The sequence below is a fragment of the Arthrobacter sp. Alg241-R88 genome (assembly GCF_900537115.1).
In the GTDB taxonomy this organism is placed as follows: Bacteria; Actinomycetota; Actinomycetes; order Actinomycetales; family Micrococcaceae; genus Arthrobacter.
On sequence record NZ_UNRG01000010.1, the window covers coordinates 1 to 13,531 of the forward strand.

Annotated in this window: 17 protein-coding genes; 10 read left to right on the forward strand and 7 right to left on the reverse strand. The window is 62.8% G+C overall.

The features are described 5' to 3' along the window. Positions 1-400 (forward strand): transposase (locus G6R19_RS17205; RefSeq protein WP_163167218.1); only part of this gene is annotated, 400 nt, incomplete at its 5' end. Positions 401-606: 206 nt separating this feature from the next. On the opposite strand, the gene lepB is transcribed toward G6R19_RS17205, so the two are convergent. The 3 genes from lepB to G6R19_RS17220 all read right to left on the reverse strand — a co-directional run bounded on the left by lepB (position 607) and on the right by G6R19_RS17220 (position 3,411). After that, positions 607-1,059, reverse strand: coding sequence for a signal peptidase I (lepB, locus tag G6R19_RS17210; protein ID WP_240341936.1), 453 nt, complete (start codon positions 1,057-1,059; stop codon positions 607-609). 107 nt (positions 1,060-1,166) lie between these two features. Beyond that, positions 1,167-2,774 (reverse strand): multicopper oxidase domain-containing protein, encoded by a 1,608-nt coding sequence (locus tag G6R19_RS17215; protein WP_163167222.1) that lies wholly within the window; start codon positions 2,772-2,774, stop codon positions 1,167-1,169. Positions 2,775-2,898: 124 nt separating this feature from the next. Beyond that, positions 2,899-3,411: a hypothetical protein gene (locus G6R19_RS17220; protein ID WP_163167224.1), complete on the reverse strand. Its 513-nt coding sequence runs from the start codon at positions 3,409-3,411 to the stop codon at positions 2,899-2,901. A 740-nt stretch (positions 3,412-4,151) separates the two neighbouring features. Here G6R19_RS17220 and G6R19_RS17225 point away from each other — a divergent pair. The 5 genes from G6R19_RS17225 to G6R19_RS17245 all read left to right on the forward strand — a co-directional run bounded on the left by G6R19_RS17225 (position 4,152) and on the right by G6R19_RS17245 (position 7,331). After that, the gene (locus G6R19_RS17225; protein WP_163167226.1) at positions 4,152-4,565 is read left to right on the forward strand and encodes an Hpt domain-containing protein; all 414 of its coding nucleotides are present in this window, start codon (positions 4,152-4,154) and stop codon (positions 4,563-4,565) included. Positions 4,566-4,766: 201 nt separating this feature from the next. Then, the gene (locus tag G6R19_RS17230; RefSeq protein ID WP_240341937.1) at positions 4,767-5,954 is read left to right on the forward strand and encodes a glutamate--cysteine ligase; all 1,188 of its coding nucleotides are present in this window, start codon (positions 4,767-4,769) and stop codon (positions 5,952-5,954) included. Between the two features lie 94 nt (positions 5,955-6,048). Next, the gene (locus G6R19_RS17235) at positions 6,049-6,771 is read left to right on the forward strand and encodes a GAF and ANTAR domain-containing protein (RefSeq protein WP_163167228.1); all 723 of its coding nucleotides are present in this window, start codon (positions 6,049-6,051) and stop codon (positions 6,769-6,771) included. A gap of 13 nt (positions 6,772-6,784) precedes the next feature. Beyond that, entirely contained in the window at positions 6,785-7,087 is a 303-nt protein-coding gene (locus G6R19_RS17240) for a hypothetical protein (protein ID WP_163167230.1), read from the forward strand. Positions 7,088-7,163: 76 nt separating this feature from the next. Further along, on the forward strand, positions 7,164-7,331 hold the full coding sequence (locus G6R19_RS17245) for a hypothetical protein (RefSeq protein ID WP_163167232.1): 168 nt from the start codon (positions 7,164-7,166) through the stop codon (positions 7,329-7,331). 35 nt (positions 7,332-7,366) lie between these two features. On the opposite strand, the gene G6R19_RS17250 is transcribed toward G6R19_RS17245, so the two are convergent. The 3 genes from G6R19_RS17250 to G6R19_RS17260 form a co-directional block, all read right to left on the reverse strand. Continuing rightward, complete coding sequence (locus tag G6R19_RS17250; RefSeq protein ID WP_163167234.1) at positions 7,367-8,140, reverse strand: GAF and ANTAR domain-containing protein; 774 nt, start codon at positions 8,138-8,140, stop codon at positions 7,367-7,369. Positions 8,141-8,207: 67 nt separating this feature from the next. Continuing rightward, positions 8,208-8,423: a hypothetical protein gene (locus G6R19_RS17255; RefSeq protein WP_163167236.1), complete on the reverse strand. Its 216-nt coding sequence runs from the start codon at positions 8,421-8,423 to the stop codon at positions 8,208-8,210. A gap of 704 nt (positions 8,424-9,127) precedes the next feature. Continuing rightward, entirely contained in the window at positions 9,128-9,937 is an 810-nt protein-coding gene (locus G6R19_RS17260) for a GAF domain-containing protein (RefSeq protein ID WP_163167238.1), read from the reverse strand. A gap of 162 nt (positions 9,938-10,099) precedes the next feature. Between G6R19_RS17260 and G6R19_RS17265 the strand changes: the two genes are divergently transcribed. Together G6R19_RS17265 and G6R19_RS17270 are read left to right on the forward strand one after the other, a co-directional pair. Next, complete coding sequence (locus G6R19_RS17265; protein WP_163167240.1) at positions 10,100-10,855, forward strand: NAD(P)H-binding protein; 756 nt, start codon at positions 10,100-10,102, stop codon at positions 10,853-10,855. A 128-nt stretch (positions 10,856-10,983) separates the two neighbouring features. Next, positions 10,984-11,796: an ANTAR domain-containing protein gene (locus G6R19_RS17270; RefSeq protein ID WP_240341938.1), complete on the forward strand. Its 813-nt coding sequence runs from the start codon at positions 10,984-10,986 to the stop codon at positions 11,794-11,796. A gap of 75 nt (positions 11,797-11,871) precedes the next feature. On the opposite strand, the gene G6R19_RS17275 is transcribed toward G6R19_RS17270, so the two are convergent. Continuing rightward, positions 11,872-12,363 (reverse strand): Hpt domain-containing protein, encoded by a 492-nt coding sequence (locus G6R19_RS17275; protein ID WP_163167242.1) that lies wholly within the window; start codon positions 12,361-12,363, stop codon positions 11,872-11,874. A gap of 200 nt (positions 12,364-12,563) precedes the next feature. Between G6R19_RS17275 and G6R19_RS17280 the strand changes: the two genes are divergently transcribed. Beyond that, the gene (locus G6R19_RS17280; RefSeq protein ID WP_163167244.1) at positions 12,564-12,815 is read left to right on the forward strand and encodes a hypothetical protein; all 252 of its coding nucleotides are present in this window, start codon (positions 12,564-12,566) and stop codon (positions 12,813-12,815) included. A 65-nt stretch (positions 12,816-12,880) separates the two neighbouring features. Continuing rightward, entirely contained in the window at positions 12,881-13,030 is a 150-nt protein-coding gene (locus G6R19_RS17285) for a hypothetical protein (RefSeq protein WP_163167246.1), read from the forward strand. Positions 13,031-13,531: the final 501 nt, after the last annotated feature.

Genomic DNA, 13,531 nt, shown 5'->3' on the forward strand with positions numbered 1-13,531 from the left:
GTTTCCGACCGCCGGGCACCTGTGTTCCTGGGCCAAGTTCTGCCCGGGGATCAGCTCCTCCGCCGGGAAAACCAAGGGCAACGGTTCCAGCGGACACGGCAACCGCTACCTCGCCCGTGCACTGGGCGAGGCTGCCGTTATCGCCGGCAGGACCAACACCTTCCTGGGCGAACGCTACCGACGGATCGCCAGACGCCGCGGGAAAAAGCGTGCAATTGTCGCCGTCGGACGATCCATCCTGGTCGCCACCTGGCACATCCTCCAAGACCCCGACACCAGGTTCCAGGATCTGGGCCACGACTACGTCCATGCCCGCACCAACCCGGACGCCAGGAAGCACAACCACATCCGCCAACTCGAAGCCCTCGGCTACACCGTGACCCTCACCCCGGTAGCCTGACAACCACACATACTCGCATAAGCCCAAACGTGGCCCGAACGATCAACCACGCCCAACCAACAAAGCCACGTCACCCCATTTTCGGACTAGCGCTAAGTGTCGTTTTGGGCCCTCAAAACGACACTTAGCGCTACCTAGTTGGGATTCGGGGGGCTGGCCCCGGTGCCACCTCCGTCATCAGTCCAGGGCGGCAACAACACAAGAACCTATTTCTGGCCCGTCAGCAGGGTGCCCTGGATCGCCGTCAAGGGCACAGGCCCGAAGTCCCTGGAGTCGATGGACACACCGCGGTTATCGCCGAGCACAAACACGCTTCCGGCGGGCACCTTCTGGGGACCGAAGTATGTTGCGTCGATGCGGCTGTGGTCGATAAACGGCTCTGGTACGGCCACGTCGTCGACGTACAGTTCCGCGTCGCGGATGGCAACAGTCTGCCCCTCCCCCGCAATGACGCGCTTGATAACAGTGTGGCCGTCAGCGGGACTGGTGAAAGCGACCACTACACCATTGCGAATCCAGCCCGCGGCGGCAGCCGGCTTGTACAAAAGCACGACGGCGCCCGAGGGAATGGTGGGCTCCATACTGTCCGACGACACGGTGAAGGGTTCCACGAGCCACGTGCGGACCGCCAGAATGACCAGGAGAGGAATCAGCGCCACCGCAAGGAGCCGCTGCCGGCGTCCTCTTATGAACCGCACCTTCGGCCACGGCAGCCGGCGGCGGCTCGGGAGCCGCCGCCGGCCATGGCGCTTTACTTGTGCCGTGCTCAATCGTCGTCGTCCCATTCAGCCTTGGCCGCTGTCATGGGATCGTTGTCGTCCACGTCGGTCTCTTGGAGGCCCACCCGGAATTGGACCATCATGTCGTGGTCTTCGTGCGGCAGGTTGTGGCAGTGCATCATGTAAACACCCTTGTGGGGAGTGAACTTCATCAGGAGCCTGACAGTCTCGTCTTCACCGATGTAGACCACGTCCTTCGGGCCCCGCTCGTAAGCGAAGGGCGCCCTTCCGTTGCGGCTGATGATCTGGAAATCCACCAGGTGGATGTGCAGCGGGTGGAACCAGCCGCCCGACCGGTTCTCGAATTCCCAGATTTCCACCGAGTTCAGCGCGGGATCGGCAACCACTTTCTTGTAACCGCTGGCAATGACGTCCTGCCAGCTGTCCTCGTTGATGGTCCAGAGGTTGGTGGTGTCGTTCCGTTTGACCCGGAACCTTCGCGTTTTCACGGATTGGGCCGTGGTCAGCGACATCGATTCGCTGCCGGTCAGGGTGGTCGGGATCCGGTTCCAGGTGGGGTCGGAGGTGTCCACTGGCTCGTCCGTAACATCAAACGCCATGATCTTGTTGGTGAAGTCATAGTCCACGTTGTTCTTGTTGGACAGGTTCCGGAGTTCGATCCGCTGCCCCGTCCTGTACTTCCGGAAATCGATCAGGACTTCATACCGCTCCGCCCCGGCGTGGCGGTAGTTGGCCACGCTTTGGGCCGTCGGCATTAGGCCACCGTCAGTGCCAACCACCACCAAGGGATCCCCGGTGCTGAGCGCCGGCCGCAGGGAGCGGGAGATGGACGCGTTCAGGATCCGGAACCGGTACACGCGCTTCTGCACCTTCATGACGGGCCAGGGCTTTCCGTTGACCAGGATCACGTCGCCCCACAGGCCGGAGTGGCTGTTGTCGTCGTAGCCCAGGGACCCGTTCTCGGCAAACATTGCGTCGCTGACGGTCAGTGCAACGTCGTAGCGGCCCTGCGGAAGAAGCTGCCGCTCGATGGGATCGTGCATGTGGTACTGCGCCGCGAGGCCGGAATAGGCGTTCAGGGCGGTGAAGTGGACGCCGTGGTCGTGGTACCACAATGTGCGGGCCGGCTGGAAGTTGGGAAAGCGGTAGTCCTTATAGAAACCCGGGTGCGTGATGTCGCTCGCGTAGCCGTCATACTGCGGCAGGGACGCGGACCCGTGCAGGTGGGTGGACGTGGACAGGGCATGACCGTCCAAAGCGTGCTGCGCCGGGAGCTGGTTGCGAACCCTTAGTACGGCTTTTGTACCCTGGTCGAGGCTGATGGTCGGCCCGGGGAACAAGCCGTTGTAACCGAGAATGGGCGTTGTCAGGCGAGGCAGGATATTGGCGCTAGCGGCTTTTTCCGTCACCCGGTAGTAGTTGACGGGCAGCCCGTCCGCCGGATCAATTCCCGTGGAATACGGCTCGAGGATAGGAGCCTGGACAAAAGGTGCCTGGAACGGCCGCGGCATCTCCCGGTCGCTCAGGCGGCTGGCCGACTTGGCCTCCACCGATCCCGTGGGCAACAGGGCGCCACCTGCTCCGAGGACTCCAAGTCCCCCGATCAACAGAACCTGACGTCGTGAAATTGTCATGGTCGGTCTCCTTTGCTGGATGGCTCGACTGTTCCGTACTCAGCTTGTGGATTTCCTGAACCGGTTTGCCCAATGCTTGGAGAAACCCTGAAAAGGGATCTGTTGCCGGGAATCTGACGCACTTCTATCTGCCGCCTCGGTGGTGTCCTGCACCAAGGGACAGGCCTTGCCCTCCTGGCAGCTCCAGGGTCAGGTCTATCGCGCGGTCCGGCAGCTCAAACACGAGGGTGGCGTTGATGCTTTCCCCTTGGCGCGCCGTCGCAGGGGCTGGAGAAAACCAGACCGGCTTCCAGGTCCCAGCGCCCAAGGACGAGACGGCATACCTGGACGGGTCGAAGGACAGGCCGTCCCGCTCCATCGCCGTCAGCTCCACCAGTATGCGGACCCGGTGGAGCTCTTCCCCTGGTGGGTTGGCGAGCGCCGCGGAAGGTGCCGGGGGCATCCATCCGTCCACTTCGAGGGGGATAACCCCATGAATGCGTGCAAGTCCTCCATGGAGGCTCGCTGACGCGCCCAGCATGGCAGGAGGCGTCCGCGGGGCGGCCGTGAGGATACCAAAAACAAGGGTCCCTACCAGGGCGAGCAAAACCGCCGGAACAAGAAATTTCGTGCCCTTGAGCAGTGCAGTCGATGCCATAGCTGCAGTCTTCCGCCGGCTCCTAGGGAATCCCTAGGGGCTCACGGATAGCCCCAGCCGCCGATGCACCGCGGCCAATGTCCCGGCCCGGATAGTGCTCCCCGGGACGTGGGAGGCATCAGACCCCTGCAGAATTTGCGGGAACCTTGAGGAACTCTTGACCCTATCTGCCGGGGTCCTTGAGCCAAGGACGGCAAAGTATTCGATGTAAGGCTTGAAGCGCAACAAAATTGCAGCTGGGACTGGGACCAGTAATGCCAAGGCCTTTATGGGGGAAACAGAGTCTCAGGGCTTGGCGGTGTCGAGAAGCCGGCACCGCCAAGCAGAGCCCCTCCCCCTGATCGGCACGTTGTTTGTACCGGCTGAGCGCCTAAAGTACCTACTTCTGAAAAAGTGAGTAGCCACTACTCGTGTGCTTCCTCCCCCTGCCCCGTAACGTCCTGAAAAAGTGTCTGCGATGACACTCGCTTCAGTGGTTCGGCTGTCAGGGGCAGGCTTATGGGGACTAAACCCGGAGTGCGGAAAGCGCACCATCAGACCGGGGCCAATGACGGAGGCGGCGGTACAGCGTGGTTCCGCAAAGAGTCATTGGCCCCCATAACGTCCGGGCCTCCCGCTGATTTTCCAGCCGAGAATGAACAGATATTCCTGGGCTTCATAGCCCTTGCTGCTGGCGCAGCCCTGCCCGATTCCGGGCCAGTCCTTGACTGCGAGGTAATTTCCCTGCCGGAAGGACAGCGATGACGCAGTACGGGGGCCATACCCTGCCACTCCTGGACAGTTCGGTTTTGGACAGGTTGCGTGCCGAGCTGGACGACGACGAAGGCGTCTGGAGTGTTTTTGTCCAGGATTTCGTGGCCCACCTGCCCGCCAGGACGGAAAATCTCCGCCTGGCCCTCACCACCGCCGATCTTGTCGGCGCAAGGAACGCAGTCCTCAGCCTCAAGACCTCCAGCCAGATGGTGGGTGCAGAAAACCTCGCGGGCCTTGCGCTTGATGTGGAGCATTCACTGCGTTCGGCCGCCCGCGATGACGACCCCGAGGTTGCCCTGCCCCGGCTCGCGGCAGCCTACCTCCTGCGCATCAGGCAATCCGCAGATCAGACTGCCTATCTCCTGGAGAGGCTTCTTCACCAACGACGAGCCGGCGCATGAGTCATCGGTTCAGCTCACTCCCAACGCTCGGTGGGTTTCGCCCAGCTCTCTTCCGGGGAACTGTCCACGCGCGTAATCTTGAGGAATCAGCGGCCTGCTTACTGGGAGCGGCTGGTGAGGGCTCGAGCAGGAGGGCCGGTTGTTCCACCGTCATGTGAACCACAGGTCGACGGTTCGGATGCCATCCTCATTGGAACTGCAGTGAAATCTTCAACAGATCAGCCCGGCATTCCACCCGTCGGCGGGCCTCAACGAACTTTCGGCGTTGAGGAGGAATTCCTGCTCGTAGATCCGGATACGGGGCAACCGGTGCCGGTAGCGGAACAGGCCCTGCGGCACGCCATTAAGAATCCAAGGACCGGCCAGGGGCCAGTCCTTGCTCTGGAGGTTAAACAGGAGCAGCTTGAGGTTGTTGGCCCCGTTTGTTCCACCTACCAGCAGATGGCGCAGGCCATCAGGCAGGGCCGGGCCATGGCCGATACAGCCGCCCGGGCAGTTGGCGCCCGGGCCGCGGCCTTGGCCACCAGTCCCTTGGCGGCCACCCCAACACTGGTACCTGAGCGGCGCTACCTGAACATGGCGGCCCGGTTCCACCTGACCTTCAGGGAACAACTGACCTGCGGCCTGCATGTTCACGTCCACGTCACCTCAGGGGAGGAAGGCGTTGCTGTCCTGGACCGAATCCGCGTCTGGTTGCCCGTGCTGCTGGCGCTGAGTGCGAACTCCCCGTTCTGGCAGGGGACCAACAGCGGTTACGCGAGCTTCCGCTACCAGGCGTGGAGCCGGTGGCCGACGGCGGGACCTTGCGAACAGTTCGGATCCTTACAGGAATACCGCCGTCACGTGCAGGAATTGCTTGCGACCGGTGTGCTGCTGGACGAGGGCATGGTGTACTTTGACGCACGGCTGTCCCGCAACCACCCAACCGTTGAGGTGCGCATCGCCGACGTCTGCATGGAGGCCGAGCACACAGCGGTCCTCGCGGCTGTCGCGCGGGCACTGGTGGAGCGGGCGGCCCAGGAATGGCGGGCCGGAATGCCAGCGCCACGCCTGCCGGCCGCGCACCTGCGCCTTGCTGGCTGGATGGCCAGTGAAGCCGGCGTCGAAGGCAGACTCCTTCACCCCCTGCGGCATTCTCCGTGCCCTGCGACGGAGGCCGTCCAGGACCTCCTGGCGCATATCCGGCCTGTCCTCGCCAGCTTCGGGGACGAGGAGCAGGTCACTTTGGGACTCGCCCACATCCTGGCCTCCGGTAACGGCGCCCACAAACAACGCGAAGCGATGGTTAAAAGCCAGAGCCTGACCGCTGTGGTGATGGACGCCGTCGAACGCACGCATGCAGCAGCCGCAAGCCCGCACCGCCGTTGGCGGCACCTCTACGCGACCTAACCGGATGAGTGGAACGCGAAGGCAATGTGTGCTGGGATGAAGTCAAGAAGCAGTTGGTCCGCCAAGGGCCAGAATGCTGGAAATGGAGCCGGTCATGGACACTGAATTGCCGCTGGCCGACGAGCTGGCCGCGGTCTTTGCGCGGTTTTCCAACGTACTCCTGACCGAGGAGACCGTTTCCAGCGCCCTGAAGCTCATCACCGAGGCCGCAGTCCTGGCAGTGAATGACGCGGCCGGAGCAGGCGTGTCCCTGCTGGATACCAGCGGCAACCGCAGCAGCGCAGCTTCAACCAGCCCGATTGTGGCAGAGGCCGATGCGCTTCAGTACGAGCTTGGGCAGGGTCCCTGCATTAGCGCGTGGGCGTCGGGCGCCCCGGTGGACATCGCAGACGTGCGTACGGACTTGCGCTGGCCTGAATGGGGCACAGCAGCAGGCGATCTGGGCTTGCGCTCCTGCGTAAGTGTTCCCTTGCTTTCCGGGGACGTCGCCTTCGGTGCAATCAAGATTTACTGGGACAAACCCAAGGCGGCCTCGCACCGGCTGATCCGGCTGCTGGAGTTGTTCGCAGCCCAGGCCTCGATTTTCCTGGTTAATGTGCAGGCGCGGGAGCGGGCCCAGATGTTGAGCGATGAGCTCAAGTCGAGCCTGACGCAACGCGATGCCATCAGCACCGCCAAGGGGATCGTTATGGCGAGCCTGGGCATGGGCAGCCATACCGCGATGCTGCACCTGATGACCAAGGCACTGAACGAGGACCGGACCATGCTGGAAGTGGCAGAGGAAATCCTCGAGTCCACGCCGGGACTTGATTCATGACCGGGGGTGAACGATGGCCCTCCCTGGGGACGAGGACGAACAGCGCCAAGGATTCCGGTTAGCTTTCGAGGCTGCACCATTTACCCTTGACCAGATCTGGATGAAGTACTTCGCGATCGGCGGAGGAGCCGGCATGACCGAAGTCCATGCCTACGTCCACGGGGCCCTGAGTCTTCCTCCCATTGAGCGCGATATGCTGGCGCACGCGCTGAACGAATCACTCAACGGCCATGGCGTCAATGGGCGCCGCGCCGGCTACAGCCAGGCCATCTGCCTCACGTCAGACGACCTCAAGCCAGACGAGGGCGAGAGCTGACGCCAGGGAAACGGCGTACGCTGGGGACACCAACTTCTGCAGGGCCTGACCCATCGCGGGTCGAAGGGTGGAACTGATGAAAGCGTTAGTCGTGGCTATTGTCGCCGTCGCCATAGTCCTCCTCATTGTGGGCTTGGCCGTCGAAACGCTGGGCTTCCTCCTGGGGGTAGCCCCGGTGCTGGTGGTCGTGGCTGTCGTCCTGCTGCTACTAAGCCGGTTCAGGGGACGCCGCATCCCCCGCTGACCGGCACTGCTGGACCAGAAGTTTCCGCGCGGGGTTCAGTTCGTGGTCGTTTGGGCGGGGTGGGGCTTTGAAGTTGCCCGGTCGAAGTGGGTTTGGGGTTTTTCGCCGGAAGCCTTGACCACTATTTCCTCGGCGAGATCGCGTAGTTTTTGGTTCCGGGTGCTGGAGGCCTTGGTCAGGATCTTCATGGCTTCGCTTTGGGTGCACCGGTTCTGGGCCATAACGATCCCGCAGGCCAGGTCGATGGCCGTCCGGCTTTTCATGGCCGTTTCCATGTCTTGGGCAACCCCTTGAATAGTTGCAACCTTTACGGCGAGCCGTACCGCATGGCCGGCGATTTCAGCGAACCCCGCAGCGTCCCGAACCGCGGCCTCGCTGAAGACGCCGGCTTGGGAGGCGAAAAAATTCAAGGCAGCAGATGCCTCCTGGTTCAGTTCCATTGGGACCCCCAGCGTGGTGAAGCATCCGTGCTCCATTAACTGCTTTTGATACTCCGGCCATCGGGAGTCACTTCGCGTATCTCCCAGCAGGACTGAAGTCTGAGTCCGGAGTGCAGTCATGCAGGGACCAGGGCCGGCATACTGCTCAATCCTGTCCAACTCGACGGCCCTGTCGCTGCTGCCGCCCACCGTCGCAGAAGCCCGGTGGCGTTTCAGGGTGACCCCGCACTCAACGTCCGTGCCGGCGCTGCGGCTGATCGTTGCAGCGGCAACCCCGGCAAGACTGGTAAGGAAATCGGACACCGAATCCGTACCGATAATGAGGTCCTGGAGCTGGACGAGCAACTCTTGTTCAGGGGAAATGGCCATATCTCAACCTAGATCAATGCCAACATGGCGACAATAACCTGCACGGCGCAAACCTGGCGGCACCACCCTAAGGAAGGGAAACACGCGCTCTCCCGTAATCCTCCATGGCCCAGGCCAGGATCTTCAGGTCAAAGGGGTCCAGGACGAGGAGCCCATGAAGGTAGGCGTCAAACTCCTCCAGCCGCGCCTCACCCCCATTTGCCCTGTACCAGACCCATAAGAGGCAAAGTGACGAATGATCATTGCGAACCAGCAACTGCGCCTGCGGCCGTGGATCTTGCATTGGGGAACCCTCGCTACTGCCGCCGGCACCAACGCAAGGCAAGGCAGTAATTAAACGCCCCCTAACTGGAGGCGGGCGGAACCCGAGTACAACTCCGGACACCCTGTGGGGATGAACTTCTGACGTCCATCAAGGCCGCTGGCTGCATAACGGCCTGACAGAATACGGTGAACTCTCGAGCACCTGAGTTTCGCGAATCCGAGCCGTGGGCTCGACCGATTTTTCGCTCTCCTCCTGCCCAGCATGGGCGCCTTTGCGCCAAATAGCCAGCCCGGCTGTCTATCGGAGGACGAATCCGCAGAAAGCACGGGTTTGAGTACAGGTACTGACTACCCGTTCCGCCCGAAACCACGTGGTCAGCAGGCGCGGAAACGAGTAACCAGTGCTGGCAGACTCGCGCCTAAACTTAGCCATGGACGCAATCCCGGCGGTAATCCTCATCCTGGGTGTGGCTGTCGCCTGGCTGGGCCTGGCGGTATTCCTGCTCCTCAGGTTGCGGCGCCGCAGGAGTGGATCGTCACTGGTCGCGTCGGCTCCACCTCCCGCCGATCCTGACACCAACCAGCGGCACAGGCCCTGGCGCCGCCTCCGCCCGGTAACTGGCCAAGCCCCGGCGCGGCGACGCAGGTTGAGTGTCAGGAAAGTCCGCGGGTAAAGCCAACACCTGCCACTAAGACGGGGGACAGTAAGACGGCGGCCAGGCGCTAAGTCCGCGCGTCGATATGGCTCTGGGCGATTGCGGCGAGTGTCCGGAGTACCTGCTGGTCCGATGGCGGGAAGGCGCGGGGCTGCTGGTCGATGATACACAGGGTTCCGATATTCCAGCCGCGGGGCCCGTGCAAAGGATAGCCCGCATAGAAGCGGATGTGGGGCTCCCCCACCACGAGCGGATTGGACGCGAAACGGTCATCGGTGAGTGTGTCGTTGATGATCAGCATCGAGTTCTGTTCCACCGTTGCCGCGCAGAGTGCGATCTGCCTCGGAGTTTCCTCGCGAAGTGGCCCGAAGACAGATTTGAAGTACTGGGCGTCTTCGGCGATAAGTGACAAAGATGCAGCGCCCACATCAAAGTACTTCCTGGTGGCAGTCACAATGCGGTCAAACGCTTCTTCCGCGCCGCTGTGAAGCAGGTTCGTCTCGTGCAGGGATTTCAGGCGTTCACCCTCTGCTTGTTCTGGCGTGAGCAGAAACTTGCCCGCAGCTCCCAGCGCTGACAGTGACTGCTCACGGGGTGTCCCCTGGTCAGCCGCGTACTGCCTGGATCTTTCCATCAGGCCTGGTGAGGGAGCCAACTGCCGCCCCGGCGAGTGTCCGTTGCCGGCGCCAAGGCGGCGTTGCGGTTTGGGCCACGCCATGGACCCGTGAAGGTAGGCGTCCAGCTCGAACTCCGACCACCGGGATTTGCCCGAATTGGCGGGCAAGAGTTTCCGGGGATCCAAACCGATCGTCGCAGCGAGCTCCAGCCGCCGCTCCACCTCGTCATCCACGCCGTACATCTCCAACCGAGTCGCCAAACCAAGCATTCCGCAGCTGCAAACCCCATTTGTAAGGTTACTTAGTACTTTACCCTTGTGGCTACCCCTCCGGCCTAATCGGCAAGGGCGCCCCCGCTTCCGAAAAACTGACAGTTGAGCGAAGACCTCTTAGGCAGGGACTCCGGGATTAGGATTTCTTCCATGAGGATTGCCGTTGCAGGGGGAACCGGTACCGTCGGGCGCCACGTGGTGGAGATAGCGAAAGAGCGCGGGCACGACGTCGTCAGCCTGAGCCGCTCGGAGGGCGTGGACCTGGTGAACGGCCGCGGCCTGGACCAGGCGCTCCAGGGCACGGAGACAGTCATCGACGTTTCCGGCATCCAGACCACGTCCACCAAGAAGGCAGTTGACTTCTTCACCAACGCCACCCAGAACCTGCTGGCGGCGGAGAAGAAGGCGGGCGTGCGGCATCACGTGGCACTCTCCATCGTTGGAATCGACAAGGCCACCTCGGGTCTCTACGCCGGGAAGCTGGTGCAGGAGGACGAAGTCAGGCATGGCGGCATTCCCTGGTCCCTCCTCCGGTCCACGCAGTTCCACGAGTTTGTCCCGATGGTGGTAAAGGCCGCCTCGGCCGGCCCGCTGGTGCTGGTACCGAAGATGTTCACCCAGCCGGTCGGCGCCCGGGAAGTGGCGGCTGCCCTGGTCGCCGCAGCAGAAGCAGGGCCGAAGGGACGCCTGCCCGATCTCGGTGGCCCCCGCGGCGAACAGCTGGTGGACCTGGTCCGCGCTTACCTGAAGAAGACGGGCAAGCGGAAACGGATTGTTCAGGTGCATGTTCCGGGCCCGATGGGTCAAGCGATGCGCAAAGGCAAGCTGATTCCCAAGGCGGGTGCCGCCGTCGGACGCCAGACGTTTCTTGAGTGGCTGGAAACGCAGACGCAACAAAACAGGTAGTCCCCGGCCGGCGCCGGCGAAAATTAGAGTACCCGCTACTGGTGCCCTCCCTTCGGGCCCGCCCGTAGATTCAAGGTGCAGACCGCGAACAATGCTGCGCGGGCGCGGAGCGAACGGGGGGGGTCACGGTGACGATTCATGTGGCAGGCACCAGCGGCAGGGTGTTGAAGGCCGACGGCGGGAAGCAGGCGATGGCGGGCTCCCCCGCCGTGGAGCCCTGGCCGGAGCCGTCCGGGTTCCTACTTGACCTGGTGACGGACACCCACACGGATGTGGACTCCCTGCGGAGGCTGGCCGAAACTGCTGCTGTTGCGCTCACCGGGTCGGTGGGGGCCCAAATTGATTGCGCCGCCACACTCGCCTCTGCACAGCGCGCTCCCATTCGCGCGGCCAACAACGGCCGGGCGGCTTCCCTCGCCGCAGCGGAACAGGATTTCGACGACGGCCCGCTGGCCCAGGTGGTCGATTCAGGGATTCCCGTGGTGGTGGAGGCCGACGGCGGCACTTTCCCGCGGTGGCAGGCTTACCGGTGCCGGTTCCTCGACGCCGGCTATGGCGAAGTCCTCGCCGTTCCGGTCCGGCTCGAGGCCGGCATATCCTGCGTCCTGGCCTTCTTCGCCCCGCCAGGCGTTTGGTTCACACCGGAGGTGGTGGGGCATGCCACCTGGTTCGCCGGCGTGGCGGGGAAGAGCCTGAAGCTGGCCCTTGACGTGCGGAGCGTGCGGGCAGCCGGGGACAACCTGAAGGCCGTCCTGGAAAGCCGCACCTCCATCGACGTGGCGTGCGGCGTGATCATGGGCAGGAACCGCTGTTCCTACCCGGACGCCTTCAGCATGCTTGCCTCTGCGTCCACCCGTCGAAGCATGCAGGTACGGGACGTGGCCGAGGGCATCCTCAAGAACATGCCGCGCGGCGCACCCGCCACCCGGTTCGTGGACTGATCCGGAAACTTGGCAGCAAGCCCTATCAGAATGGCCCGCTCCCGCGGGGGCAGCCGGGGGACGGTGAGCGGAAGCTCAGGGCTGGCCGACGGTGTCCCGCGGCTGCCTGGCTGTATCGAGGTGTGTCTGGAGAGCGTGGGAAGTCTGGCTGGCCCGTTGCTTGATCCGGTACAGATAGTCCACCGCGAGCCGGGGCAGGGCGACAGCTGGATCAGCGATCCGCACACCTTCCCGCTGGGCTGCCTCAAGGTCGAAGGCGAGGGCAGCGAGGCGTTCGGCACCCACCATTTGGCTAGCGGTCTTGAGGCTGAGCACCGCATCCCTGGCCTCAACGGCATCCCCGGTAGTCAACGCCACCCGCAGCTTTTCGATCCTTGAAGGCAGGGCGGTGATGAAGTTTTGGACAAATACCCGCCAGACCTCGTACTCATGAAGGTCCTCGCGCAACTTCTCCAGCACAACATGGTCTATGAGGGGATGGGTGGATCCTCCAGCGCTTATTAAGGGGGACGTCCCGCCGGCCTGGAGGCAATTCACCTTGTGCAGTGGAGTGGTGGTGGTGGTCATGACTGGACTGTACGGAGCGGATGTTGGGGGAACCCTGCGGCCGCACCTTGTGGTTTCCTAGCTCGTCCAAGGTCTCTCGTTTGGCCCTGGAGCCGGGGACCCTGATATTCTGGCTGCTCGCTTGTTGTCCCGTGCAGGCCATCAAGTCTGGCTGCTGTAGCCCAACGGCGGACCACTGCACCCTGCTGGGAAGAGCCGCAATGGCGCAATCACAGTTTGATCAGTTCCTCACGGAAGCCACCTACCGGGACCCCGAGTCCGGCTCGATCCTCAGCCGGGATGCCTTTTATGGCCTGTACACCAGCTGGTGCAACGTGTCCCAGGAAACGCCGCAGGCAGAGCACGTGTTCTGGGAGGCGATGGCGCACCTCGTCGGCCCCGGTGATGAACTGCGCATGAAAGGCCCGGCGGCTGCGGATTACATCCTGGCCAGCTACCAGGCCGTGGTCTAAGCGGGCCACATCGCAGTACTGACCCTTGCTCCCACCCGAAAAAGATAGACCGAAGGAAACAGAGCATGACCATCACCAGCAACACCACAGCGTCCAATGACGGACTTTCCCGCCCGATGAGCATCGAGGACCTCGACCTCACGCCCGCCGGCCTGGCAGACGCCCCTGCAAACGAACTAGACCGCGAAAGCATCGTGCACACCGGCAACAGCTGACATCTGCAGGACCTTGGCAAGGACAAGGGAAAGCCCCTCCTAGGAGGGGCTTTCAACGTAGTGGTCACTTGTCTTCTGGTATCGGTCAGCGGTGATGCACTCCCCCTTCCCGGACGCCCCCTAGCGTCCATCCGGACTATGACAAGTACTGACTTTAGTAAGCGGGGCCCGGGTAGTAAAGGGTTTTGACGCGGAAAAATCCTGATGGAACCGCAAGTGCCACAGTTCCGATGTGGACAGCCACACATCCCGGGCCATCCACTTCCGGTAAACCGCCAAACCCGTATTATTCATTCATGTGGACAAAACAGCACCAGGCCTTTTGCAGTAAGTGCGGCAGGGAGACCAAGCACGTAACGCACTACCAAAAGGACGACGTCGGCGGCTCCTTGGTTGCCGACGTCCAGTGTGCTGAGCACAGGGAATCGTCCGTCTACAGCAACCAGAGGATGTCAGCAGCGCCTGAGCCGGCGGCCTGACGCCAATGGGCGGCCCAGCACC